Annotated in this window: 20 protein-coding genes; 15 read left to right on the top strand and 5 right to left on the bottom strand. The window is 72.4% G+C overall.

What is annotated here, in order from left to right:
• The first annotated feature begins 24 nt into the window (after positions 1 to 24).
• Positions 25 to 1,317 (top strand): ABC transporter ATP-binding protein, encoded by a 1,293-nt coding sequence (locus tag AC0VX4_RS08875; protein ID WP_002856613.1) that lies wholly within the window; start codon positions 25 to 27, stop codon positions 1,315 to 1,317.
• A gap of 27 nt (positions 1,318 to 1,344) precedes the next feature.
• Here AC0VX4_RS08875 and AC0VX4_RS08870 read toward each other — a convergent pair whose 3' ends face one another.
• From AC0VX4_RS08870 to AC0VX4_RS08860, 3 genes are read right to left on the bottom strand one after another with little or no spacing between them, the layout of a single operon-like run.
• Positions 1,345 to 2,340, bottom strand: coding sequence for a D-isomer specific 2-hydroxyacid dehydrogenase family protein (locus AC0VX4_RS08870; protein WP_475464271.1), 996 nt, complete (start codon positions 2,338 to 2,340; stop codon positions 1,345 to 1,347).
• 33 nt (positions 2,341 to 2,373) lie between these two features.
• On the bottom strand, positions 2,374 to 2,895 hold the full coding sequence (locus AC0VX4_RS08865; RefSeq protein ID WP_475464270.1) for a gamma carbonic anhydrase family protein: 522 nt from the start codon (positions 2,893 to 2,895) through the stop codon (positions 2,374 to 2,376).
• A gap of 55 nt (positions 2,896 to 2,950) precedes the next feature.
• Positions 2,951 to 3,856, bottom strand: a complete 906-nt coding sequence (locus AC0VX4_RS08860; RefSeq protein WP_145032089.1) for a formyltetrahydrofolate deformylase — start codon at positions 3,854 to 3,856, stop codon at positions 2,951 to 2,953.
• Positions 3,857 to 4,034: 178 nt separating this feature from the next.
• Here AC0VX4_RS08860 and AC0VX4_RS08855 point away from each other — a divergent pair, with 178 nt between their 5' ends.
• Entirely contained in the window at positions 4,035 to 5,591 is a 1,557-nt protein-coding gene (locus tag AC0VX4_RS08855) for a DNA polymerase III subunit gamma/tau domain-containing protein (protein WP_475464269.1), read from the top strand.
• A 105-nt stretch (positions 5,592 to 5,696) separates the two neighbouring features.
• Here AC0VX4_RS08855 and AC0VX4_RS08850 read toward each other — a convergent pair whose 3' ends face one another.
• Positions 5,697 to 7,211 (bottom strand): catalase, encoded by a 1,515-nt coding sequence (locus AC0VX4_RS08850; protein ID WP_475464268.1) that lies wholly within the window; start codon positions 7,209 to 7,211, stop codon positions 5,697 to 5,699.
• A gap of 227 nt (positions 7,212 to 7,438) precedes the next feature.
• Between AC0VX4_RS08850 and glyA the strand changes: the two genes are divergently transcribed.
• The 5 genes from glyA (at position 7,439) to AC0VX4_RS08825 (ending at position 14,485) form a co-directional block, all read left to right on the top strand.
• Positions 7,439 to 8,719 (top strand): serine hydroxymethyltransferase, encoded by a 1,281-nt coding sequence (gene glyA / locus AC0VX4_RS08845; RefSeq protein ID WP_010079361.1) that lies wholly within the window; start codon positions 7,439 to 7,441, stop codon positions 8,717 to 8,719.
• Between the two features lie 7 nt (positions 8,720 to 8,726).
• Entirely contained in the window at positions 8,727 to 9,638 is a 912-nt protein-coding gene (locus AC0VX4_RS08840; protein WP_475464267.1) for a bifunctional methylenetetrahydrofolate dehydrogenase/methenyltetrahydrofolate cyclohydrolase, read from the top strand.
• Between the two features lie 101 nt (positions 9,639 to 9,739).
• A complete protein-coding gene (locus tag AC0VX4_RS08835) occupies positions 9,740 to 11,503 on the top strand; it encodes an oleate hydratase (protein WP_002856600.1) in 1,764 nt (587 codons plus the stop codon).
• A 123-nt stretch (positions 11,504 to 11,626) separates the two neighbouring features.
• A complete protein-coding gene (locus AC0VX4_RS08830; protein WP_227449109.1) occupies positions 11,627 to 12,613 on the top strand; it encodes an ABC transporter ATP-binding protein in 987 nt (328 codons plus the stop codon).
• A gap of 3 nt (positions 12,614 to 12,616) precedes the next feature.
• Complete coding sequence (locus AC0VX4_RS08825) at positions 12,617 to 14,485, top strand: ABC transporter permease (RefSeq protein ID WP_319799879.1); 1,869 nt, start codon at positions 12,617 to 12,619, stop codon at positions 14,483 to 14,485.
• A 16-nt stretch (positions 14,486 to 14,501) separates the two neighbouring features.
• Here AC0VX4_RS08825 and AC0VX4_RS08820 read toward each other — a convergent pair whose 3' ends face one another.
• A complete protein-coding gene (locus AC0VX4_RS08820) occupies positions 14,502 to 16,004 on the bottom strand; it encodes an MFS transporter (protein ID WP_227449108.1) in 1,503 nt (500 codons plus the stop codon).
• A gap of 102 nt (positions 16,005 to 16,106) precedes the next feature.
• Between AC0VX4_RS08820 and AC0VX4_RS08815 the strand changes: the two genes are divergently transcribed.
• From AC0VX4_RS08815 to AC0VX4_RS08780, 8 genes are all read left to right on the top strand, one after another.
• Positions 16,107 to 16,670 carry a hypothetical protein gene (locus AC0VX4_RS08815; RefSeq protein ID WP_475464266.1) on the top strand — a complete coding sequence of 188 codons (564 nt, stop codon included), beginning with the start codon at positions 16,107 to 16,109 and terminating at the stop codon, positions 16,668 to 16,670.
• On the top strand, positions 16,670 to 17,596 hold the full coding sequence (locus tag AC0VX4_RS08810; RefSeq protein WP_060973412.1) for an exodeoxyribonuclease III: 927 nt from the start codon (positions 16,670 to 16,672) through the stop codon (positions 17,594 to 17,596). The genes AC0VX4_RS08815 and AC0VX4_RS08810 overlap by 1 nt, the downstream gene beginning before the upstream one ends.
• Positions 17,597 to 17,622: 26 nt before the next feature.
• A complete protein-coding gene (trpS, locus tag AC0VX4_RS08805) occupies positions 17,623 to 18,705 on the top strand; it encodes a tryptophan--tRNA ligase (protein WP_144825423.1) in 1,083 nt (360 codons plus the stop codon).
• Between the two features lie 188 nt (positions 18,706 to 18,893).
• The gene (locus AC0VX4_RS08800; RefSeq protein WP_138976777.1) at positions 18,894 to 19,655 is read left to right on the top strand and encodes an ABC transporter ATP-binding protein; all 762 of its coding nucleotides are present in this window, start codon (positions 18,894 to 18,896) and stop codon (positions 19,653 to 19,655) included.
• Entirely contained in the window at positions 19,652 to 20,935 is a 1,284-nt protein-coding gene (locus AC0VX4_RS08795) for an ABC transporter permease (RefSeq protein ID WP_475464265.1), read from the top strand. The genes AC0VX4_RS08800 and AC0VX4_RS08795 overlap by 4 nt, the downstream gene beginning before the upstream one ends.
• A gap of 55 nt (positions 20,936 to 20,990) precedes the next feature.
• Entirely contained in the window at positions 20,991 to 21,605 is a 615-nt protein-coding gene (locus AC0VX4_RS08790; RefSeq protein WP_475464264.1) for a hypothetical protein, read from the top strand.
• A gap of 78 nt (positions 21,606 to 21,683) precedes the next feature.
• Positions 21,684 to 22,298 (top strand): hypothetical protein, encoded by a 615-nt coding sequence (locus tag AC0VX4_RS08785; protein WP_179288602.1) that lies wholly within the window; start codon positions 21,684 to 21,686, stop codon positions 22,296 to 22,298.
• A gap of 7 nt (positions 22,299 to 22,305) precedes the next feature.
• Positions 22,306 to 22,833, top strand: coding sequence for a hypothetical protein (locus tag AC0VX4_RS08780; RefSeq protein ID WP_095695385.1), 528 nt, complete (start codon positions 22,306 to 22,308; stop codon positions 22,831 to 22,833).
• Positions 22,834 to 22,960 lie beyond the last annotated feature (127 nt).

Here is a 22,960-nt window from a genome sequence, read left to right as displayed (position 1 = left end):
GAGACCTCCCGAAAGGACCCCCCGATGGCCTCCATCACCCTGAACCACATCGACAAGACCTACGACGACGGCTTCCACGCCATCAAGGACGTGAACCTGGAGATCGAGGACGGCGAGTTCGTCATCCTCGTGGGCCCCTCCGGCTCCGGCAAGTCCACCCTGCTGCGCATGATCGTGGGCCTCGAGGACATCACGGACGGCGAGATGCTGATCGACGGCCGCCGCGTCAACGAGGCGGCCCCCAAGGACCGCAACCTCGCGATGGTGTTCCAGAACTACGCGCTGTACCCGCACCTGACGGTGTACGAGAACATCGCCTTCCCGCTGCGGCTGATCAAGGAGAACAAGCCCTCCGAGGAGGAGATCGACCGCAAGGTGCGCGACGCCGCCCGCGTGCTCGAGCTCGAGGACCACCTCGAGCGCAAGCCCGGCAACCTCTCCGGCGGCCAGCGTCAGCGCGTGGCCATGGGCCGGGCGATCGTGCGCGAGGCGGACGCGTTCCTCTTCGACGAGCCGCTGTCCAACCTGGACGCCAAGCTGCGTGGGCAGATGCGCGCGGAGATCTCGCAGCTGCAGCGCCGCCTGGCCACCACCTCCGTCTACGTGACGCACGACCAGACCGAGGCCATGACCCTGGGCGACCGGGTGGCCGTGCTCAAGAAGGGCGAGCTGCAGCAGGTGGCCAGCCCGCGCGAGCTCTACGAGCAGCCGCTCAACCTGTTCGTGGCCGGCTTCATCGGCTCGCCGTCGATGAACTTCCTGCCCGCCTCGCTGAAGCAGAAGGAGGGCGGCCACGTGCTGTCCTCGCCGATCGGTGACATCCCGGTGCCGCCCGAGAAGGCCCGCGCCGCCGAGGGGCGGGACATCGTGTTCCTCGGCCTGCGGCCGGAGTTCTTCGAGGACGCCGAGCTGGTGGAGGACAGCCGCCGCGACCAGGGCTCCACCTTCGACGCGACGCTCACGCACCTGGAGTGGCTCGGCCACGAGCAGTACGGCTACATCGAGTTCGATCCGGACCCGGCCGTGGCCGAGATGCTCTCCTCGCTGGCCAAGGACCTGGACGCGGACGAGCTGCGCCCCGTCGTCGTGGCCACCCTCTCCGGCGAGTCCCGCGCCCGGCCGGGCACGCCGACCCGCCTGTGGGTGGACACCACCCGCGTGCACCTGTTCGACCCGACCACCGGTGAGAACCTCACCCGCGACCCCGAGGTCGGCGCGGAGCTGACCCGCCGGGCCGCCGAGGAGCGCCGCCGCCAGATCGAGATGGCCACCGAGCGCGATGCCGCCGAACGCGAGGCGGACGCGCCGCGCCGCTGAGCCGGCACCGCGGACGCCGGGGGCGGGTCAGTACCCGCCCTCGGCGTCCACCAGGCCCTCCAGCTCCGTCCCGGCCGCGCGGGCCCGCAGGTTCCGCTCGACCCGCGCGTGGAGCAGCGGGACGCACATCTCCGGGGTGTCCGCCGTGTGCGGCGTGATGAGCGCACGCTCCTCCGTCCAGAGCGGGTGGCCCTCCGGCAGCGGCTCGGGGTCGGTGACGTCCGTGCCGTAGCCGTGCAGCCGGCCCGCCGCGAGGGCCTCGACGACGGCGTCCGTGTCCACCAGCGTCCCGCGGGCGATGTTCACGAGCACGGCGTCCTCGTCCAGGAGGGCGAGGCGGTCGGCGTCGAACAGGCCGCGGGTCTCGTCCGTGGCGGCCGCGGCGATCATCACGACCTGCGCACCGGGCAGGACCTCGTCGAGGCGGTCGGTCGTGACGGTGCGGTCCGCGCCGGGTACGTCGCCCGCGCGTCGGCGGACCGCGGTGACGTGCACGTCCCAGGTCTTGAGCAGGCGGATGTACTCCTGTGCGATCCCGCCGCCGCCCACGACCACGGCGTTCAGGCCGTTCAGGGTGCGGCCGGAGGAGGGGCCCCACGTGGTGGCGCGGACGCGCGCGGGCAGGTCCCGCAGCAGGGCCAGGGTGAGCAGCAGCGCGTGTTCGGCCACCGGCGGCGCGTACGTCCCCTTGGCGGACGTCCACACGATGTCCGGGTGGCTGCGCACGAGGGGGACGAACGGCTCGATCCCGGCGAACGGGAGCTGCACCCAGCTCACGTGGGGGTGGGCGGCCAGGGCCGCGGCGAGCGTGTCGACCGGGATCGGGCGGACCATCAGCAGGGCCGTGGCGGAGGGGTCGCCCTCGGCCACGGCGGTGCCGCCGACGTCGGCCACGGCCTGCTCGGCCAGCCGCCGGGCGTGGGCGTAGGGGGTGTCGGCGACGTCCTGCGCCGCGGGGAGGATGAGCAGGCGCTCGGGGACGTCGTCGGGTCGGGTGCGGGGGAGAGTGGAAGTGGTGGGCATGGTGCCCACCGTCCCACATCCTCCGGGCCGAGTTCAGCCGGCGACGGCGTCCCGGTGCGCGGCGGAGAGCCGCAGGTAGGTGGCCGCGTTCTTCTTCAGGCCCTCCCGCTCCTCGTCCGTGAGGGGGCGGCGGACCTTCGCCGGGACGCCCGCCACGAGCGAGCCGGCCGGGACCTTCGTGCCCTCGAGCACCAGGGCGCCGGCGGCCACGAGCGAACCGGCGCCGATGACCGCGCCGTTCATCACCGTGGCGGACATGCCGATCAGGCAGTCGTCCTCCACGGTGGCCCCGTGCACCACGGCCGAGTGGCCCACGGAGACGCCGGCGCCGAGGGTGCACGGGAAGCCCTCGTCCGCGTGCAGCACCACGTTGTCCTGCAGGTTGGTGCCCGCCCCGACGCGGATGGGGGCGGAGTCGCCGCGGGCGGAGGCGCCGTAGAAGGCGGAGGAGCGCTCGGCCATCTCGACGTCGCCGGTGATCGCGGCGGTCGGGGCGAGGAAGACGGACTCGTGGATGCGCGGGGTGGCACCCGCGACGGTGACGATGTGGGCCATGCCACCAGCCTAGGTGTGGAGGACGACGGCGCCGCGTGGCGCCGTCGTCCCGGGCTCAGCTGAAGACGACGGTCCGCCGGCCGTCCGCGAGGACGCGGTGCTGGGCGTGCCAGCGCACGGCCTGCGCGAGCGTGGAGCCCTCGACGTCGCGGCCGCGGGCCACGAAGTCGGCGGCGGTCTGGGCGTGGGTCACCGGCTGCACGGACTGCGCGATGATCGGGCCCTCGTCCAGGTCGGCGGTCACGTAGTGGGCGGTGGCGCCGATGAGCTTCACGCCGCGTTCGTGCGCCTGGTGGTAGGGGCGGGCGCCCTTGAAGGAGGGCAGGAACGAGTGGTGGATGTTGATGGCCATCCCGGCCAGGTCCCGGCACAGCTCGTCCGAGAGGATCTGCATGTAGCGGGCCAGCACCACCAGCTCGATGTCGAACTGGGCGATCAGGTCGCGCAGCCGGTCCTCCGCGGCCTCCTTGGAGTCCCGGCTCGAGGGGTCCTTGGAGACGGGCACGTGGATGAAGGGCACGCCGTAGAAGGAGGCGAGCGGCTGCAGGTCCAGGTGGTTCGAGACCACCACGGGGATCTCGATGGGCAGGGTGCCGGCGCGCTGCTGGAAGAGCAGGTCGTTGAGGGTGTGCCCGTCCTTGGAGCACATCACGAGGGTGCGCATGCGGTGCGCCGCGTCCCACAGGCCCATGCGCATGCCGAACTCCTCGCGCACCGGCGCGAGCGCCTGCTCGATGTCCTCCCGCACGGCCGGGGTCACGAACTCCACGCGCATGAAGAAGTCGCCGGTGTCCGGGGAGCCGTACTGCTGCGACTCGGTGATGTCCGCCTCCACGCCCAGCAGGGCGCCCGTCACGGCGTGCACGATGCCCTTGCGGTTCGTGCAGGCCAGCGTGAGCACGTGGGCGTGCTCCGCGCCGGAGGCGGGGGAGGGGCTGGGGGAGAGGGCTGCCGTGTCCATGGCGTCGATGGTAGGCGGTGCCGGCCGCACGGAACCGCGGGATGACGGGGCTGATCCCTGGTCGGGGGGCCGGGCCCCGTGTCATCCTCAAGATCAGGTTCCCCGCCGCGCGGCGGCGCGGGAAGCAAGACGCGGCGCCCGGCCCGGCCGGTCGCCCCAGACGACCGAGGAGCACCCCATGGCACAGTTCACCCTCTACTGGATCATCGCGGCGATCATCGTCGTGCTGCTGATCCTGATCATCCTCTCGGTGATCGCCTCCCGCCGTCGTCGTGAGGCCGAGGCCGAGGCCGCCGAGACCCGGCTCGAGCGCCGGGGCGTCACCGCGGACACCGCGGGTGAGCAGGCGGCCGCCCCCGCGGCCCCGACCCGCCTCTCCCGCCTGGACGAGGTGGCGGCCGAGGAGGACGCGCGCCCCGCAGCCGCGGTGAAGCCCGCCGGGGGTCTGGCTGCGTTCGACACCGCAGCGGCGGACCGCGAGACCGACGAGTCCGTCGCCGGCGTGGCCGGCGGTGCGGGGGTGAGCGTGGACCAGCAGGGCGCCCCGAGCACCGAGGCCACCGCTGAGACCCACCGTCGCGATGCCGCGGCTCCGACCACCCGGGGAACGCTGCGCCCCGCCGCGGCGGCGCCGAGCACGGCGCGCGAGGCGGACACCGTGGGCCTGGGCGCGGCCGGTGTGGCCGGCGGCTCCGGCGTCACCCTGGACGAGCAGACGCCCGCGGCCGACGTCCCGGCGACCCCGGCCTCCCCGTCCCCGGTGACCGAGACGACCGCCCCGGCGGCACCGGCCGCCGCGGCCCCGCAGCACAGGAGCCACCTCACCCCGGCTCCCGAGCACGTGCACGGGACCGTCCCCGCCGACGAAGTCGCCGCCGAGCACACCCCCACCAAGGAGTTCGCCACGGACGCCATCCCCGTCCCGCAGGGCGAGCACCTCGAGACGCACACGGTCGCCACCACGGCGCACGGCTCGGTCACCGTCGTGGCCGCCGAGTCGGACCAGGCCCAGCAGAATGACGCCGACGGCGCTGAGCGCTCGGCCGCCGGATCCCTGCGCATCGACGGCACGCCCGGCGTGCCCGGGCGCGTGGCCGAGGCGGGCCGCGAGCCGGCGCGCACCGAGGACCACCGCGCGGACGCCGCGCAGCCGGCGGCGGTCGAGCCCGCGGCCGAGCGCCCGGCCCTCGAGACCGCCCCGGCCACCCGACGGGCCGAGGCCCCGGAGACCCACGCCGGCACCACGCCGGCCACGCCCCTGGGCGGCGCCCCGGAGCTGGATCCGACCGCGGCCCCGTCCGGACGTGCGGAGGACGCCACCCCGGCGACCCGCCGTGAGGCCCGCGCCGCCCAGTCGGCGGCAGCCGCTGGGACCGCCGGGACTGCTGGGACTGCCGGGACCGCCGCGCCGACGTCGTCGACGCCCACGACCGTGGCCCCGGACACCTCCACCTCCTCCGCCCCCACGGATGAGGAGCCCGCCGAGGACGACACCGAGGGCGCCGCCCTCCCGGACCTGCGGGCGGACCGCGACGAGACCCGAGGCTCGGACGCCGAGGGCGAGTCGAAGCTGGCCCAGGCCGGCGCCGTGGCGGCCTCCGCGTTCGAGACCGTGCGTGACAAGGTCGCCGTCCCGCTGCGGGACAACGTGGCCGTGCCCGCCAAGGACAAGGCCGTGAAGGTGATCAAGGACAAGCTGGCCCAGGCGCAGGAGCGCCGCTGGGGCAAGCGCTGACCTGGGCATTCGCCCCACGACGACGGCGGCCGCCCCCTCGTGTGAGGGAGCGGCCGCCGCGCGTTCAGCGGAGCCCGCGCGGGCGCCCGCCGGGGGAAGGAGCCGTCAGATGCGGGCCTCGCCGCCGGCCTCGACGCCCGGGATGCCGTCGCCCTCGTGGCGCTTGACCTCGTCCTCGATGCGCTGGCCGATCGTGGCGTCCACGTTCTTCCAGTACTCGAAGGCGCGGGCCTGGACGTCCTGGCGGACGCCCTTCAGCGCGCCGGCCACGGTCTCCACGAGGTCCTCGCGCTCCTGGGCCGAGAAGACCTCGCGGACGAGGGTGCCGGCCTGACCGAAGTCGTCGTCGTCCGCGCGCAGGGCCTGGGCCTCGCGGGTCAGGGTGCCGTCGGCCTCCCAGCCGTCGTCCACCGGGCCGGTCTCGTCCGACCAGGAGTCGCCGTTGGAGTTCGGCGCGTAGGTGGAGCGGTCGCCGGTGTGGTCGTACCACATCTGGCCGTCGAAGGCGTAGTTGTGCACCGCGTTCTTGGGACGGTTCACCGGCAGCTGGTTCACGTGGGCGCCCACGCGGTACAGCTGGGCGTCGTGGTACGCGAAGGCGCGGCCCAGGAGCATGCGGTCCGGGGAGAGGCCGATGCCCGGCACGGTGTTGCTCGGGCTGAACGCGGCGGACTCGATCTGCGCGAAGTGGTTCTCCGGGTTGCGGTTCAGGGTCAGCGTGCCGACCTTGATGCGCGGGTAGTCCTTCTGGGAGATCGTCTTCGTCAGGTCGAAGGGGTTGAACCGGTAGGTCTTGCCCTCCTCGTAGGGGATCGCCTGGATGTAGAGGTCCCACTTGGGGTGGTCGCCCTTGGCGATGGACTCGAACAGGTCCTGGCGGTGGAAGTCGGCGTTCTCGCCGGCGATCTTGGTGGCCTCGTCGTTCGAGAGGCCGTGCACGCCCTGCTGGGAGATGAAGTGGTACTTCACCCAGTGCTTCTCGCCCTGGGCGTTGACCCACAGGTAGGTGTGGGAGCCGTAGCCGTTCATCTCACGCCAGGTGCGGGGCAGGCCGCGCGGGCCCATCAGGTAGGTCACCTGGTGCGCCGACTCGGGGTTGTTGGTCCAGAAGTCCCACTGCATGGTGGCATCGCGCAGGCCGGAGTCCGGCAGACGCTTCTGCGAGCGGATGAAGTGGGTGAACTTCATCGGGTCGCGCAGGAAGAAGATCGGGGTGTTGTTGCCGACGATGTCGTAGTTGCCCTCCTCGCTGTAGAAGCGCAGTGCGAAGCCGCGCACGTCGCGCCAGGTGTCCGGGGAGCCGAGCTCGCCGGCCACGGTGGAGAAGCGCAGGAGGGTCTCGGTCTTCGTGCCGGGCTGGAACACGAGGGCCTTGGTGTACTTCGACACGTCCTCGGTCACCTCGAACTCGCCGAAGGCGCCGGAGCCCTTGGCGTGCGGGCGGCGCTCCGGGATGTTCATGCGGTTGAAGTGCTGGTGGGTCTCCAGCAGGTGGGTGTCGTGCAGGACGATGGGCCCCTCGCTGCCCACGGTCAGGGACTGGCGGTCGCTGACGGCCGGGGCGCCGTTCTGGCGGGTGGAACCGGTCGCGTGCGGGGTCGTCTTCTGGTACTCCGTCATGGAACTCTCCTTCGTCGATCGACGTCGGCCGCGCACCGATCGGCGCGGTGGGCGGCGTCATCCCCGATCTTGGCATATTTCTGAATCAGTCAAAAGAACCGGGTGCCGGGGTCGGCCGACGGGGCCGCGGGTCGCCGTCGCGCAGGCCCGACGACGGCGCCCGGTCACTAGGATGGAGGGCACCGGAGCCTTCCGGCCGCACAGACCCCCGTTCGAAGGGAACCCCCGTGACGCAGACGCCCGACATCAACACCCAGCCCCTCGCCGAGGTGGACCCGGAGATCGCCGCGGCGCTCGCGGACGAGCTCGGCCGCCAGCGGGGCACGCTCGAGATGATCGCCTCGGAGAACTTCGTGCCGCGCGCCATCCTCGAGACGCAGGGCTCGGTGCTGACCAACAAGTACGCGGAGGGTTACCCGGGCCGCCGCTACTACGGCGGCTGCGAGTTCGTGGACGTGGCCGAGAACCTGGCCATCCAGCGCGCCAAGGACCTGTTCGGCGCCGAGCACGCCAACGTCCAGCCGCACGCCGGCGCCCAGGCCAACGTGGCCGTGATGACCTCGCTGCTGGACCACGGGGACACGATGATGGGCCTGTCCCTGGCGCACGGCGGCCACCTGACGCACGGCATGAAGCTGAACTTCTCCGGCAAGAACTACAGCATCGCCGCGTACGAGGTGGAGCCGGACACCCACCGCATCGACATGGACAAGGTGCGCGAGAAGGCCCTCGAGGCCCGTCCCAAGGTGATCGTGGCCGGCTGGTCCGCCTACCCCCGTCAGCTCGACTTCGCCGCCTTCCGCTCGATCGCGGACGAGGTCGGTGCCAGGCTCTGGGTGGACATGGCCCACTTCGCCGGCCTCGTGGCCGCCGGCCTGCACCCGAACCCGGTGCCGCACGCCGACGTCGTCTCCTCCACCGTGCACAAGACCCTCGCCGGCCCCCGTTCGGGCTTCATCCTCTCCACCGAGGAGCTGAAGAAGAAGATCGACTCCGCCGTGTTCCCGGGCCAGCAGGGCGGCCCGCTGATGCACGCGATCGCGGGCAAGGCCGTGGCCTTCAAGATCGCCGGCTCCGCGGACTTCAAGGAGAAGCAGGAGCGCACCCTGGCCGGCGCGCAGATCCTGGCCGAGCGCCTGACCGCCCCGGACATGGCCGAGCACGGCATCTCGGTGCTCACCGGCGGCACGGACGTGCACCTGGTCCTGGTGGACCTGCGCGAGTCCCAGCTGGACGGCAGGCAGGGCGAGGACATCCTGCACGAGGTCGGCATCACGGTGAACCGCAACTCGGTGCCGTGGGACCCGCGTCCGCCGATGACCACCTCCGGCCTGCGCATCGGCACCCCCGCGCTGGCCTCCCGCGGCTTCGGCGAGGCCGAGTTCCGCGAGGTGTCCGACGTCATCGCCGAGGCCCTCAAGCCGAGCCCGGACGTGGAGGCGCTGCGCGCCCGCGTCGTGAAGCTCACCGAGGACTTCCCGCTGTACGACGGCCTCGAGGGCTGGTGAGCCGCCGATGACCGCGAAGGTCCTGGACGGCAAGGCCACCGCCGCCGCGATCAAGGAGGAGCTGCGCGGCCGCGTGGCCGCCCTCGCCGAGCGTGGGTACACCCCCGGCCTCGGCACCCTGCTCGTGGGTGAGGATGCCGGCTCGCAGAAGTACGTGGCGGGCAAGCACCGCGACTGCGCCGAGGTGGGCATCGAGTCCATCCAGCGTGAGCTGCCCGCGGACGCGACACAGGAGCAGATCCTCGACGTCGTGCGAGAGCTGAACGAGGACCCGGCCTGCACGGGCTACATCGTCCAGCTGCCGCTGCCGAAGCACGTGGACACCCAGAAGGTGCTCGAGGCCATCGACCCGGACAAGGACGCGGACGGCCTGCACCCCATGAACCTGGGGCGGCTCGTGGCCTCGGTCGGCGGCGAGCTGGACTCGCCGCTGCCGTGCACCCCGGCCGGCTGCGTCGAGCTGCTGCGCCACCACGGTGTGGAGCTGGCCGGCAAGCACGTGCTCGTGATCGGCCGCGGCGTGACCATCGGCCGGCCTGCCGGCCTCGTGCTCACCCGCCGCGAGGTCAACGCCACCGTGACCCTGGCCCACACCGGCACCACGAACCTCGACGAGCTGCTGGCGAGCGCCGACGTCGTGATCGCCGCCGCCGGCTCCGCCCACATGGTGAAACCGGAGCAGGTCAAGGAGGGCGTGATCGTCCTGGACGTGGGCGTCTCCCGCGTGACCGGGGAGGACGGGAAGTCCCGCGTCCTGGGCGATGTGGACCCGGCCGTGAAGGAGAAGGCGGCCTGGATGGCGCCGAACCCGGGCGGCGTCGGGCCGATGACCCGCGTTATGCTGCTGGCGAACGTCGTCGAGGCCGCCGAGCGCGCCGCCGACGGCGAGGACTGGGCCGGGGAGCGGGTCGGAGCCTGAGATCCGCGGTGTGGCCGGGGCAACAGGGCCCCGGCCGCACGGGTGTACATTGCGATGCAGGGGGGGGGGGGGGGGAGAGGATCCGACCCAGGAGGAATCGCATGTACTACAGCAGCGGCAACTACGAGGCGTTCGCCCGCCCCCGCAAGCCGGAGGGCGTGGAGAAGAAGAAGGCCTACCTGGTGGGTGCCGGCCTGGCCTCCCTGGCCGCGGCGGGCTTCCTCGTCCGCGACGGCCAGATGCCCGGCGAGAACATCACCATCCTCGAGGCGAGCGACATCGCGGGCGGCGCTCTGGACGGCATTCCGGACCCGCATCGCGACGGCTTCCTGATCCGCGGCGGCCGCGAGATGGAGAACCACTTCGAGTGCCTGTGGGACCTGTTCCGCTCCGTCCCCTCCCTTGAGGTGGAGGGTGCCTCCGTCTTGGACGAGTTCTACTGGCTCAACAAGGACGACCCGAACTACTCCCTCATGCGGGCCACCCAGGACCGCGGCCAGGACGGGCACACCGACGGCAAGTTCACCCTGGACGTGAAGGCTCAGAAGGACCTGCTGGACCTCGTCATGGCGCGTGAGGAGGACCTGTACGACAAGCGCATCAACGAGGTGATGGGCAAGAGCTTCCTCGCCTCCAACTTCTGGCTCTACTGGCGCACGATGTTCGCCTTCGAGGAGTGGCACTCCGCCCTCGAGATGAAGCTCTACGTCCAGCGCTTCATTCACCACATCGGCGGCCTGCCGGACTTCTCCGCCCTGAAGTTCACCAAGTACAACCAGTACGAGTCCCTCGTCCAGCCGCTCATGCGCTGGCTCCAGGACCAGGGCGTGCAGGTGCAGTTCGACACCCGCGTCACCAACGTGGTCTTCGACATCACCGCGCAGCGCAAGACGGCCCGCCGCATCGAGTGGCTGCGCGGCGGCCAGGAGGGCGGCGTCGACGTCGACGAGGACACCCTGGTGTTCGTCACCAACGGCTCCCTCGTGACCAACTCCAGCTGGGGCGACAACACCACCGCGCCGACGTGGGACTACGAGGTCAAGCCGGGCGACGGCTGGCAGCTGTGGAAGAACATCGCCCGTCAGGACCCCGACTTCGGGCGGCCGGACAAGTTCATCCACGCCCCCAACGTCCACGCGGAGCACGAGACGGCCTGGGAGTCGGCCACGATCACCACGCTCGACGACCGCATCACGCCCTACATCGAGCGCATCTGCCAGCGGGACCCCCACTCCGGCCGCGTGGTCACCGGCGGCATCGTCACGGCCCGCGACTCGGCCTGGCTGCAGTCCTGGACGATCAACCGCCAGCCCCACTTCAAGGAGCAGCGCCCCAACGAGCTGACCATCTGGTTCTACGGCCTGATGATCGACACCCCCGGCGACTTCATCCCCAAGCCCATGCGCGAGTGCACGGGTGAGGAGATCTGCCAGGAGTGGCTGTACCACCTGGGCGTCCCGGAGGATCAGATCCCCGAGCTCGCGAAGAACTCCTGCATCACCCGGCCCTGCGCGCTGCCCTTCGTCACCGCGTTCTTCATGCCCCGCACCAAGGGGGACCGCCCGCAGGTGGTCCCGGAGCACGTCACGAACTTCGCCTTCCTCGGCCAGTTCGCGGAGACCGTGCGGGACACCATCTTCACCACCGAGTACTCCGTGCGCACGGCGATGGAGGCGGTCTACCAGCTGCTGGACGTCGAGCGGGGCGTGCCCGAGGTCTGGGGCTCGGTGTACGACGTGCGAGAGCTGCTGAAGGCCACCGCCATCATGCGGGACGGCAAGCGACTGCCGGTGCCCGGCTGGCTCTCCCGCCGCCTGGAGAAGACCCAGGTGGGCGACCTCATGGAGCGCTACGGCGTGATCTGACGCCGGGGGAGTGCGCCGGAGCCTGACCTCTCCCCGTCCCGCGACGAACCCTGCGAATCGCAGGGTTCGTCGCCGAGGGGGCGGCACGCGTCCGGGCGGGTGGTGCGCCTATGCTGTCGCCTTGTGAGTCACACCACTCTGCACGCGTCCCCCGGCGACGCCTCCGTCATCCGTGCCCGTGGGCTGCGCAAGCAGTACGGCGAGTTCCACGCCGTGAGGGGCATCGACCTGGACGTGCGCCCCGGTGAGTGCTTCGGCCTGCTCGGTCCCAACGGCGCGGGCAAGTCCACCACCATGCGCATGCTCGCGGGCACCTCGCAGCGCACCGCGGGCGAGCTGACCATCCTGGGCATCGACCCGGAGGAGGACGGGCCGGCCGTCCGTGCGCGCCTGGGCGTGGTGCCCCAGCAGGACAACCTGGACGAGGAGCTCACCGCCCGGGAGAACATCCTGATCTACGGCCGCTACTTCGGTCTGCCCTACTCGTACCTGCGGCCCAAGGCCGAGGAGCTGCTGGCCTTCGCCCAGCTCACCGAGAAGGCGGACGCCAAGGTCACCGACCTCTCCGGCGGCATGAAGCGGCGGCTCGTGATCGCCCGCGCCCTGGTCAACGAGCCGGCCCTCTTCCTCCTCGACGAGCCCACCACGGGCCTGGACCCGCAGGCCCGCCACATCCTGTGGGACCGCCTCTACCGGCTCAAGGAACGCGGCACCACGCTGCTGCTGACCACGCACCACATGGACGAGGCGGAGCAGCTGTGCGATCGGCTCGTCGTGGTCGACGGCGGCGAGATCATGGCCGCCGGCACCCCCGCCGAGCTCATCCGCGAGCACGCCTCCCGTGAGGTCCTCGAGGCGCGCTTCGGCGCGGACCGCAACGAGGCCGCGGCCCGCACCGTCCAGGCCCACGCGGGTGACGGCGTCGTGCACCGCGTCGAGGTCCTCCCGGACCGCGTCCTCGTCTACGCCCGACGCGCGGACGACCTGCACGACGTCGTGCAGCGCCTCGTCGACGAGGGCGCCCTGCCCGCCCCCGCCACCACGCTGACCCGCCGCGCGAGCCTCGAGGACGTGTTCCTCATCCTCACCGGCCGCACCCTGGTGGACTGACCCGTGCCGTCCCCCACCACGACGACGACCCCCGGCCCCGCCTCGCCCGCCCAGCCACTGCGCCCGCCGGTCACCGCGGCGGCGTCCGCGGAGCGTGTGAGGCGCCGCGGCGTCCTGCTCTACGCCGAACACCAGCTGCGGAACATGCGTCGCTACGGCGCGGTGCTGCTCGTCGGGGCGCTCGGCGAGCCCGTGCTCTACCTGCTGGCCATGGGCCTGGGCCTGGCCCAGCTCATGGGCGGGGGGATGCCGCAGGACGCCCTGGGCGGGGTCTCCTACGTCGCGTTCATCGCCCCGGCGCTGCTGGCCTCGGGCGCGCTGATGACCGCGTCCGTCGAGTTCTCCTACCCGGTGATGGGCGGGTTCCAGTGGCAGCGCACGTACTACGCGGCGCAGGCCACTCCGCTGTCTCCGGCGCAGATCGCCCTGGGCCACCTCGCGGCCGTGAGCCTGCGGTTCGTGTTCCAGGCCGCCGTGTTCCTGCTGGTGATGCTGGCGTTCGGCGTGGTCTCGAGCCCGTGGGCGTGGGTGCAGGTCCTCACCGCCACGCTCGGCGGGCTCGCCGTCGGCGCGCCGATCATGGCGTTCGCGGCCTCCCTGAAGGAGGACAAGGGCCAGTTCGCCACCCTGCAGCGGCTCGTGGTCATGCCCCTGTTCCTGTTCTCCGCCACCTTCTACCCGCTCGAGGCGCTGCCGGTGTGGCTGCGCTGGATCGGCTGGCTCTCCCCGCAGTGGCATGCCGCCCAGCTCGGCCGCGTGCTCTCCTACGGGATGGTCGAGCCGGCCTGGCTCACCGTGGTGCACGTGGCGTTCCTGCTGGCCCTCGCGCTCGGCGGGGCCTGGCTCGCGGTGCGGATCTACACGCGCCGCCTCGGCTGGGTCCGCGGCACCCCGGACCGCGACGCCGTCACGGCCGCCCGCCGGGACCGTGCCCCGCGCCTGGGCCGCCGTGCCGCGCGCACCGGGGCCGCCCGCGCCGACGTCACGCCCGCCGCCGCGCAGGCGGGCCCGGCCGCGCCGTCGTCGTCGGTGGTGCGGGAACACGCCGCCGCCGTGCCGCCCATGCCCGAGATCCCCGTGCGCCGCGGCCCGCTGGCCGGCGCGTACTCGGGCAACGTGCGCGCGGTGATGGAGCGGGCGTTCCTGTCCCTGAAGTCCAACAACTGGGTGGTGTTCTTCTCCGGGTTCTTCGAGCCCGTGCTCTACCTGGCCTCCATGGGCCTGGGGCTCGGCGCGCTGGTCGGCGACGTGGCCGGCCCGGACGGCACCCCCGTCCCGTACGGCATGTACCTCGCCCCCGCACTGCTGGCGGTCTCGGCGATGAACGGCGCCATCTACGACTCCACGTGGAACGTGTTCTTCAAGCTGCGCTACGCGAAGACGTACCAGACCATGCTCTCCACGCGGCTGGGCCCGCTGGACGTGGCCCTCGGGGAGATCGCGATGGCGCTGCTTCGCGGGCTGATCTACGCGGTCGGCTTCCTGATCGTCATGACCGTGGCCGGGCTCGTCACCTCGTGGACGGCGCTGCTCATGATCCCCGGCGCCCTGCTCGTGGCGCTGGGCTTCGCCTCCCTCGGCATGGCGGTGACGAGCTGGATGAAGACGTTCCAGCACATGGACTGGATCCAGATCGTGCTGATGCCCATGTTCCTGTTCTCGGCCACGTTCTTCCCGCTCGCGGTCTACCCGGAGCCGATCCAGTGGGTGATCCGCGTGTTCCCGCTGTGGCACGCCGTGGAAATGATGCGTGCGCTCGCGGTGGGCGTGCTGAGCTGGGCGACCGCCGGCCACGTCCTCTACTTCGTGGTGATGGCCGGCGTCGGGGTGTGGCTCGCCGCCCGCCGGCTCGGCGCACTGTTCCTGCGCTGAGGCCCCCGCGGGCCGGTCAGGCCGCGCGCACCGCGCGGCGCCGCCGGACCACGTCCAGGGCCGCGACCGCGGCGGTGAGCGCCCAGCACACGGCCACCATGCCCATGGCGGTCGAGGCCGCGTGTGCGTACGCCGCGGCCGACGGCGGCCCGGCGCTCTGGGCTGCGGCGCCGGCCAGGGCCGCGAAGAACGCGCCCGTCACCACGGACAGGCCCAGGGCGGTGCCGAGGCGCTGCGCCGTCTGGGCGACGCCGCCAGCCGCCCCCGCCTCGTGGCCGGCGACGTCGTCCATCATCAGCACCTGCGTGCTGGTGAGCAGCAGGGCCTGCGAGGCCGACTGCACGATCAGCCCCACCCCCACGATCCACGGCGACCACGCGCCGGCCGCGCTGCGCTCGAACGCGAGCGCGAGCACCCCCAGCGACACGAGGCCCACGAGGGCGCCGAGCAGCACGAGCACGGGCCCGCGCCGCTGCACCATCGAGCCCACCCACGGGGACAGGGAGGCCACGACGACGGCGCCGGGCAGGCCCACGAGTCCGGCCTCGAGCGGCGTGAACCCCATGCCGCGCTGCAGGAAGATCGCCACGATCGCGAACACCGCCGGCATCGTGGCCAGGTAGATGGTGGACTCGAGCGCGCCGATCGTGAAGGACGGCCGCCGGAACAGGGCCGGGTCCACCATGGGCTGCACGCCGGTGGCCGACGCCCGGGCCTTCACGCGCTTCTCCCAGAGCCACCACGCCGTCACGAGCGCGGCGGCGAGCACCAGCAGCCAGGCGGTGCCCGGGACGATGAACGGCACCATGAGGCTCACCCCGCCGGCGCCGAGCAGCAGGGCGCCCACCGGGTCGAGCGCGGCGATCCCGCGCGGTCCGGGGGCGGCGGGCAGGCCGTGCACGCGGGTGGGCGGCGGCAGCCAGAGGGCGCCCATCGCGACGGCGGCCAGGCCCACGGGCACGTTCATGAGGAACGTGGAGCGCCAGCCCCACTCGGGGCCGAACGCGCCGAGGAACAGCCCGCCGAGCAGGGGTCCCACGGCCACGCCGAGGCCCACCACGGTGCCGAAGAGCCCGTAGGCCCGCCCGCGGGCGCGGCCGTGGAAGTTCGACTGGATGAACCCGATGACCTGGGGGTTGAACACACCCGCGCCCAGGCCCGTGAGCAGGCGCCCCGCGTTGAGCAGCAGGGTGTCCCCGGCCAGGCCGGAGAGCAGGGAGCCGAGCATGTACAGCGTGATGCCCGCCAGGAACAGGCTCTTGCGGCCCCACAGGTCGCCGGCGCGGCCCGCGGCCACGAGCACGGTGCCGAACGTCAGCGTGTACCCCGCCAGCACCCACTGCAGATCCGCGCTCGTGGCGTCCAGGCCCGACTCGATGGCCGGCAGCGCCACGTTCACCACGGACACGCTCATCAGAGCGAGGAAGAGCGGCATGAGCAGCGCGGTGAGGATGCGGCGCTGGTCAGGGGTGAAGGCCCCGGACGCGGGGTCGGCGGGGCGCGGGGGGCGGGGGGTCATCGCCTCAGGATAGGCACCGACGCGGGACGCCCGATTCGGAGCGCACCCCACGATGCGGGATGATGGAGGGCAGACCCCACGAGCCCCTCCGGAGGAGCACCCATGTCCCAGTCCCTGACCCCCGGTCCCGACGGCGCGCGCCGCGGCCCCCGCGCCGGCCTGCGCGTGGGATCGCTCGGCTTCGTCGCGATGATCGTCATCCTGATCGTGGCGATCATCTTCGCCGCGAACCAGAACGACGTGATCGGGTGGCTCGTGGTCGCCGTCGCCGCCGGCTGGCTCGTGTTCGCGGTGGTCGTGTACCTGCAGATGCGCCGCGGCGTCCAGGCCGCGGGCCGCAAGGTGGACACCGCCATGCAGAACGCCCGCGCCGACGTCGCCGCCCTGCGCGGCCGGGACACCGACGCCGCCGCCCCCGCGGTGGCCCCGCAGGCGCCGGCCGCGGACCCCCTGCGGGACACCAAGCTGGACCACTCGTTCAAGATCGCCCAGGTGCAGGTGCGCGTGGTGCGCGAGCAGCTCGCCGCAGGCGAGGGCATGGACCGCGAGATGGTGGACCGCGCCCTGGAGACCATCGACATCACGGCCTCCAACGCCCGCGACATGATCAAGGAGTCCCGGACCGGCGGCGCCGAGGGCCCGGTGAGCGGGACGGTGATCGGCTGATGACGGCGCTGCCCGAGAAGGACCCCGTCACCGGGAAGTACCCCGAGCCCGCCGAGGGCGAGCCCGTGGTGCACGCCCACGCCGGGGCGCCCAAGGCCGACGGCGCCGTGCGCGTGGCCACCGTGAACGTCAACGGCATCCGCGCCTCGCACCGCAAGGGCATGCGGGAGTGGTTCGCCGGCCGCGGCGTGGACGTGCTCACCCTCCAGGAGGTGCGCGCCCCCGCGGACGTCACGGCGCAGCTGGTCCGCGAGATCGTGGGCGAGGACTGGGACGAGGTGCACCTGGCGGACGCCGTGGCCGCCGCCAAGGGGCGGGCCGGCGTCGCGATCGCCTCGCGGTTCCCGCTCGGCGAGGTCCGCACGGGCATCGCCGACGCCGACGGGTACTTCGACGACGCCGGCCGCTGGATCGAGGCCGACCTGCGCCTGCCGGACGGCTCGCCGCTGACCGTGGTCTCCGCGTACGTGCACTCGGGCGAGGTCGACACCCCGAAGCAGGTGGACAAGTACCGGTTCCTCGACGAGATGGTCCGCCGCCTCTCCGAGCTGGCCGCGGGGGAGGGGCATGCCCTCGTCACGGGCGACCTCAACGTGGGCCACACCGAGCTGGACATCAAGAACTGGAAGGGCAACGTGAAGAAGGCCGGCTTCCTGCCCGAGGAGCGCGCCTACTTCGACCGGTTCTTCGGCGAGCTCGGCTTCACGGACGTGCACCGCGCCCTCGCCGGGCCGGTGCCGGGCCCGTACACGTGGTGGTCCATGCGCGGCAAGGCCTTCGACAACGACGCCGGGTGGCGCATCGACTACCACATGGCGACCGCGGGCCTGGCCGAGCGGGCGACGACCGCCGTCGTGGACCGCGCCCCCAGCTGGGGGACCCGCTTCTCCGACCATGCCCCGCTCGTGGTCGACTACCAGTTCTGACCGTGCAGGAGAGACCCGAGGCTGAGATGACCATGAAGAAGAACTCCGTGCAGGACGTGCTGGCCCAGGACGCCGCCGCCACCGCCCACCTGGCCGGCGCGTCCGCCCGGCACCGCGTGCTCTCCGGCATGCAGCCCTCGGCGGACTCCCTCCACCTGGGCAACTACCTCGGCGCCCTCGTGAACTGGGAGCGCACCCAGGCCGACTTCGAGGCGTTCTTCTTCATCCCCGACCTGCACGCCATCACCGTGCCGCAGGACCCGGCCGCGCTCGCGGAGCGCACGCGGGTGGCCGCCGCGCAGTTCATCGCCGGCGGCATCGACCCCGAGCGCTCCACGCTGTTCGTCCAGTCCCAGGTGCCCGAGCACGCGCAGTTGGCGTGGGTGCTGACCTGCATGACCGGCATGGGCGAGGCCATGCGCATGACCCAGTTCAAGGACAAGTCCGCCAAGCAGGGCGCGGACGCGGCCGGGGTCGGCCTGCTCGCGTACCCCATGCTCATGGCCGCGGACATCCTGCTCTACCAGCCGCATGGCGTGCCCGTGGGCGACGACCAGCGCCAGCACGTGGAGCTCACCCGCGACCTCGCCCAGCGCTTCAACCACCGCTACGGCGAGACGTTCGTGGTCCCGACCGGCTTCTACCCGGAGACCGGCGCGCGCATCTACGACCTGCAGGACCCCACGTCGAAGATGTCCAAGTCCGCGGCGTCCCCGAACGGGCTCATCAACATCCTCGAGGAGCCGAAGAAGACCGCCAAGAAGATCAAGTCCGCGGTCACCGACGACGGCACCGAGGTGCGCTTCGACCGTGAGCTCAAGCCCGGCGTCTCCAACCTGCTGACCATCCTCTCCGCGGTCTCCGGCACGCCGATCCCGCAGCTCGAGGAGGAGTTCGTCGGCAAGATGTATGGGCACCTCAAGGTCGCGGTGGCGGACGCTGTCGTCGAGCGCCTGGCCCCCGTGCGCGAGCGCGCCCTCGAGCTGCTCGCCGACCCCGCTGAGCTGGACCGCATCCTCGCCTCCGGAGCCGAGAAGGCCCGCGCCGTGGCCACGCCCGTGCTCGAGGACGTTTACGCCAAGGTCGGCTTCCTGCCGCCGCTGCGCTGAGCCGGGCCGCACCGGCCCCGCGGCCTCCCGACGATGGCCCGCGCCCCCGACCTGCGGGGGACGCGGGCCGTCGTGTTCTCCGACTCGAGGTGGAGGCGGCGGCGCGTGCGCGGCTGTCAGGATGGAGGCACTGCCTCCGCTCCTGCCGCAGCGGGGGCGAGCCCCACCGACAGAGGAGTGCCGGAGCCATGTCCACCGCTGTCCCCATCCCCGCCGTCGCCGAGGTCCCGCCCGGCGCCGAACCCGTCCTGGAGACGGAGAACCTCGTCAAGGTCTACGGTCGCGGGGCGTCCCGCTTCGACGCGCTGAAGGGCATCACCCTGCAGATCCAGCGCGGCGAGTCCCTGGCCGTCGTCGGCAAGTCCGGCTCCGGCAAGTCCACCCTGATGCACCTGCTGGCGCTGCTGGACCAGCCCTCCGCCGGCGTCGTCGCGATGGACGGCCGTCCCGTCTCCCAGCTCAAGGCCGCAGAGATCTCGCAGCTGCGCAACGAGCGGTTCGGCTTCGTGTTCCAGCAGTTCTTCCTGAACCCGAACCAGACGGTCCTGGAGAACACCGTGCTGCCGCTGAAGATCGCCGGCGTGGGCCGGGCCGAGCGCGCCCGCCGCGGCATGGCGGTGCTCGAGCGGCTCGAGCTCGCGGACAAGGCGAAGAACAAGGCCACGGACCTCTCCGGCGGTCAGAAGCAGCGCGTGTGCATCGCCCGCGCGCTCGTGAACAACCCGACGGTGCTGTTCGCGGACGAGCCCACGGGCAACCTGGACTCCGCCACCTCGGCGGCCGTGGAGGACATCCTCTTCGGCCTGCACCGCGACGAGGGCATCACCCTCGTGGTGGTCACGCACGACGACGACCTGGCCGCGAAGTGCGACCGTCGCGTCGAGCTGCAGGACGGCGTGGTCATCGCCGACGAGCGCGTCGGCACCGAGCGGGACGGAGCACGGGCATGAAGGTCACCGACGTCGCGGGCACGGCGCTCGCCAACACGATGCGCTCCAAGCTGCGCACCTTCCTCACCGTCGTCGCGATCGTGATCGGCGCATTCACGCTGACCCTCACCACGGGGCTCGGCGCGGGCATCAACAAGTACGTGGACAACGTGGTCGAGGGCTTCGGCAAGCCCGGCGAGCTGACCGTGATGAAGCAGCAGGACATGTCCTCGTCCGGCGCGGCGAGCGGTTCGCCCCAGGAGTACACGGAGCAGGACGCCGCCGGCGGCGAGATGTTCGGCATGCCGCTGCTCACGCAGGAGGACCTCGCCGCGATCGAGGACACCGAGCACGTCACCGAGGTGAAGACCTATCGCGTGGCCGAGCCGGAGTACATCCAGGGCCCGGACGACCGCAAGTGGCAGACCGGCTTCATGGGCAGCTCCGGTGAGATCGACATGCTCACCTTCTCCGCCGGCCGTGCCCCCGAGGCCGGCGCCGAGGAGATCGTCATGCCCGAGTCGTGGGTGGCGGACCTGGGCGCCGGCGACGCCGAGGACCTGATCGGCACGGAGCTGACCGTCGTGGCGGCGACCCCGCTGCAGGAGCAGAAGTCGGTGAAGGCCACCGTGGTCGGTGTGACGGAGGCGGCCGCGTCCGGTGCGGGCACCGCCCCGACGCCGTCGAAGTCGCTCGAGCAGGCGATCTACGACATCACGACGGAGGGCCTGCCGGAGTCCCAGCGGGACACCTACTTCCAGGCCACGGCGATCGTCGAGGACCCGGAGGCGAACGAGGACGCCGTGAAGCAGGCGCTGGCCGACCAGGGCCTGCTGGCGCAGACCCTCGAGGAGCAGCTCGGCGTGATCCGCGGCGTCATCGACGCCGTCACGTGGGTGCTCACCGGCTTCGCGCTCATCGCCCTGCTCGCCGCCAGCTTCGGCATCATCAACACCCTGCTCATGGCGGTGCAGGAGCGCACCCGGGAGATCGGCCTCATGAAGGCACTCGGCATGACCGGCGGGAAGATCTTCGGCCTGTTCACCATGGAGGCCGTCGTGATCGGCCTGCTCGGCTCGCTGATCGGCATCGGTCTGGGCGTCGCCGTCGGCCTCATCGCGAACCAGCTGCTGACCACCGGCCCCCTCAGCGGCGTCACCGGTCTGGTCCTGTTCGCGGTCAACCCCCTCGCCCTGCTGCTGATCCTGCTGCTGATCGTGGCCATCGCGTTCATCGCCGGCACCTTGCCCGCCCTGCGTGCGGCCCGGAAGGATCCCATCGAGGCCCTGCGCCACGAGTGATGCTGCCGCCGCGCCCGTCACCACCACCGTCACCCACGACACCGAGGAGCACATCATGACCACCGATCGACCGCACCAGGACCCGAACCCGTCCCCGAACCCGGGCCAGCCCGCCGCGGGCTCCCGCTACGGCACGCAGCCCTACGCGGCCCCGGGCTACGGCGCCCAGCCGGGCAGCCCGTACGGCGTCGTCCCGGAGCCGACCACGTTCCCCGCCCTCCTGACGCTGACGCTCACGTCGCTCGCGCTGTACGTGCTGTCCGCCCTGCCGGGCCTGTTCGGCGGCGAGGAGAGCATCGAACGCATGCGGGACTCCCTGCGCCAGAGTGGCCTCACCCCGGAGCAGGTGGAGGAGATCGCACCCGTTGTGGGCGCCTCCGTGACGGTGGGCTCGATCATCGTCCTGCTCATCGGCGTGGCCCTGTACGCCCTGGTGTACTTCAACCTCCGCGGGGCCAAGAACTGGGCCCGCATCCTCGGCATCGTCTTGGCGATCCTGGGCACCCTCAGCGCCGTCGGCGGCATCTTCTCCTTCGTGACCTTCCCCGGCATCGGCGGCGTCCTGGCCTCCGTGCTGAGCCTGGCGCTGGTGATCGTGAACATCCTGTGGCTGGTCAAGGCCTTCAACCCGCAGGTCGCGGCCTACACCCGTCAGGGCCGCCGCGCCTGATCCCGACGCCGTTCGCCGGCGGCGAGTCCGGGGTCGCCAGCCCTCGCCCCGGCGTCGGCCAGCGGAGACCATGGCGACATGGCCTCCGATCATCGACCCCCGCATCCCGTGTCCCCCCACCCCGACGACCTGGACGGCGGCGGGCGGCCCGAAGTGGGCCCGGATGAGGCGCGGCGGCGCATCGCCGGGCACTCCGGTCCGGACGCCCGCCCGCTGATCCGCCCCGACGCCCGTACCCCCGGCGTGTTCCGGGCGCTGCTCGGGCTGACGGTGGCATCCGCGGTCCTCTACGCCGCGTCGATCCTGCGCAACCTCCTCCCGGGCGCGGCCCAGGACATCGCGGACTCGCTGCCGGAGGGCAGCGCGCAGTCGCCCGCGATGACCGCCGAGGCGATCGAGGGCGCCCTCACCGGCAGCGTCTGGTTCTCGACCCTGCTGGGCCTGGCGGTCTACGCGATCGTCCTCGTCGGCCTGACCCGGCACAGCAACACGGCGCGCATTATGGGCGCCCTGTTCGCCTCGATCGCCATCTTCGTGACCCTGCTGGGGACCATCCGCCTGTTCGTCTTCCCCGCCGGGGACGTCGTGCTGCCCCTGGTCCTGGGCGGGCTGTTCGCGCTCGTGAATGCGGCCTGGCTCGTGTGCGCCTTCAACCCGGGCCTCGCGACGACCTTCCTGCGCCGCCGGGCATGATGGGGGCATGCACCCCCTCGCCGACGATCCCCACGACGCCACGGACCGCGACCCCGCCCCCGATCGCGCGGCCCTGCGTCCCCTGCGCCTGTTCCAGACCGTCACGGCCGTCACGGGCGCACTGAGCGCGGCCGGCGTGGGGGGCGTGCTTGCGCTGCAGTCGGCGCCCGGCTACGCCCGTGCCGTGCTGGAGGCGCGCTCCTGGGGCGCGAGCGAGGTCACCGACGCCGACGTCGCCGCGTTCCTCACCCCGGCGGGGGCGTGGCCGGTGGCCGCCGCGGCGGTGGTCGTCCTGACCCTGGTGCTCCTGGCCGGCATCACGCGTCGGATCCGGGCGGTGCGCCCCGTGGGGAGCGTGTTCGTGGTGCTGGGGATGCTCACGGCGGCCTTCTGGATGGTCGACGGCGGGCGGATGGTGCAGGCCGGGGGAGGGGGCCCGGTCGTGCTGGGGGCCGTCGTCGGGATGCTCGTGTCCAGCGCGGTGTGGCTGCGTGTGGCGCACCGGCGGGAGACGCGCGCCGCCTTCGACGGCTGAGCTCGCACCGCCTCCACCTCCGGTCCCGCCCCCGTCCCCACGCCGAGGCCCGCAGACACGCCGCTACGCCGGGCCGGTGACGGCGCGTCTGCGGGCCTCGGCGGGAGGGGCGCCACCCACGACGACG

The organism is Micrococcus sp. 63XJN7_8_ISO-PGPR-S23-253 (genome assembly GCF_056173425.1).
This window is presented reverse-complemented; position numbering and strand designations above follow the sequence as displayed.

Excerpts from the sequence above, each read along its gene's own strand:
- AC0VX4_RS08820 (WP_227449108.1), bottom strand. The coding sequence starts at position 16,004 with ATGACCCCCCGCCCCCCGCGCCCCGCCGACCCCGCGTCCGGGGCCTTC.
- AC0VX4_RS08800 (WP_138976777.1), top strand. The coding sequence starts at position 18,894 with ATGTCCACCGCTGTCCCCATCCCCGCCGTCGCCGAGGTCCCGCCCGGC.
- AC0VX4_RS08785 (WP_179288602.1), top strand. The coding sequence starts at position 21,684 with ATGGCCTCCGATCATCGACCCCCGCATCCCGTGTCCCCCCACCCCGAC.
- AC0VX4_RS08790 (WP_475464264.1), top strand. The coding sequence starts at position 20,991 with ATGACCACCGATCGACCGCACCAGGACCCGAACCCGTCCCCGAACCCG.
- AC0VX4_RS08865 (WP_475464270.1), bottom strand. The coding sequence starts at position 2,895 with ATGGCCCACATCGTCACCGTCGCGGGTGCCACCCCGCGCATCCACGAG.
- AC0VX4_RS08810 (WP_060973412.1), top strand. The coding sequence starts at position 16,670 with ATGACGGCGCTGCCCGAGAAGGACCCCGTCACCGGGAAGTACCCCGAG.
- AC0VX4_RS08795 (WP_475464265.1), top strand. The coding sequence starts at position 19,652 with ATGAAGGTCACCGACGTCGCGGGCACGGCGCTCGCCAACACGATGCGC.
- AC0VX4_RS08860 (WP_145032089.1), bottom strand. The coding sequence starts at position 3,856 with ATGGACACGGCAGCCCTCTCCCCCAGCCCCTCCCCCGCCTCCGGCGCG.
- trpS (WP_144825423.1), top strand. The coding sequence starts at position 17,623 with ATGACCATGAAGAAGAACTCCGTGCAGGACGTGCTGGCCCAGGACGCC.
- AC0VX4_RS08780 (WP_095695385.1), top strand. The coding sequence starts at position 22,306 with ATGCACCCCCTCGCCGACGATCCCCACGACGCCACGGACCGCGACCCC.
- AC0VX4_RS08835 (WP_002856600.1), top strand. The coding sequence starts at position 9,740 with ATGTACTACAGCAGCGGCAACTACGAGGCGTTCGCCCGCCCCCGCAAG.
- AC0VX4_RS08875 (WP_002856613.1), top strand. The coding sequence starts at position 25 with ATGGCCTCCATCACCCTGAACCACATCGACAAGACCTACGACGACGGC.
- AC0VX4_RS08870 (WP_475464271.1), bottom strand. The coding sequence starts at position 2,340 with ATGCCCACCACTTCCACTCTCCCCCGCACCCGACCCGACGACGTCCCC.
- AC0VX4_RS08815 (WP_475464266.1), top strand. The coding sequence starts at position 16,107 with ATGTCCCAGTCCCTGACCCCCGGTCCCGACGGCGCGCGCCGCGGCCCC.
- AC0VX4_RS08855 (WP_475464269.1), top strand. The coding sequence starts at position 4,035 with ATGGCACAGTTCACCCTCTACTGGATCATCGCGGCGATCATCGTCGTG.
- AC0VX4_RS08850 (WP_475464268.1), bottom strand. The coding sequence starts at position 7,211 with ATGACGGAGTACCAGAAGACGACCCCGCACGCGACCGGTTCCACCCGC.
- AC0VX4_RS08840 (WP_475464267.1), top strand. The coding sequence starts at position 8,727 with ATGACCGCGAAGGTCCTGGACGGCAAGGCCACCGCCGCCGCGATCAAG.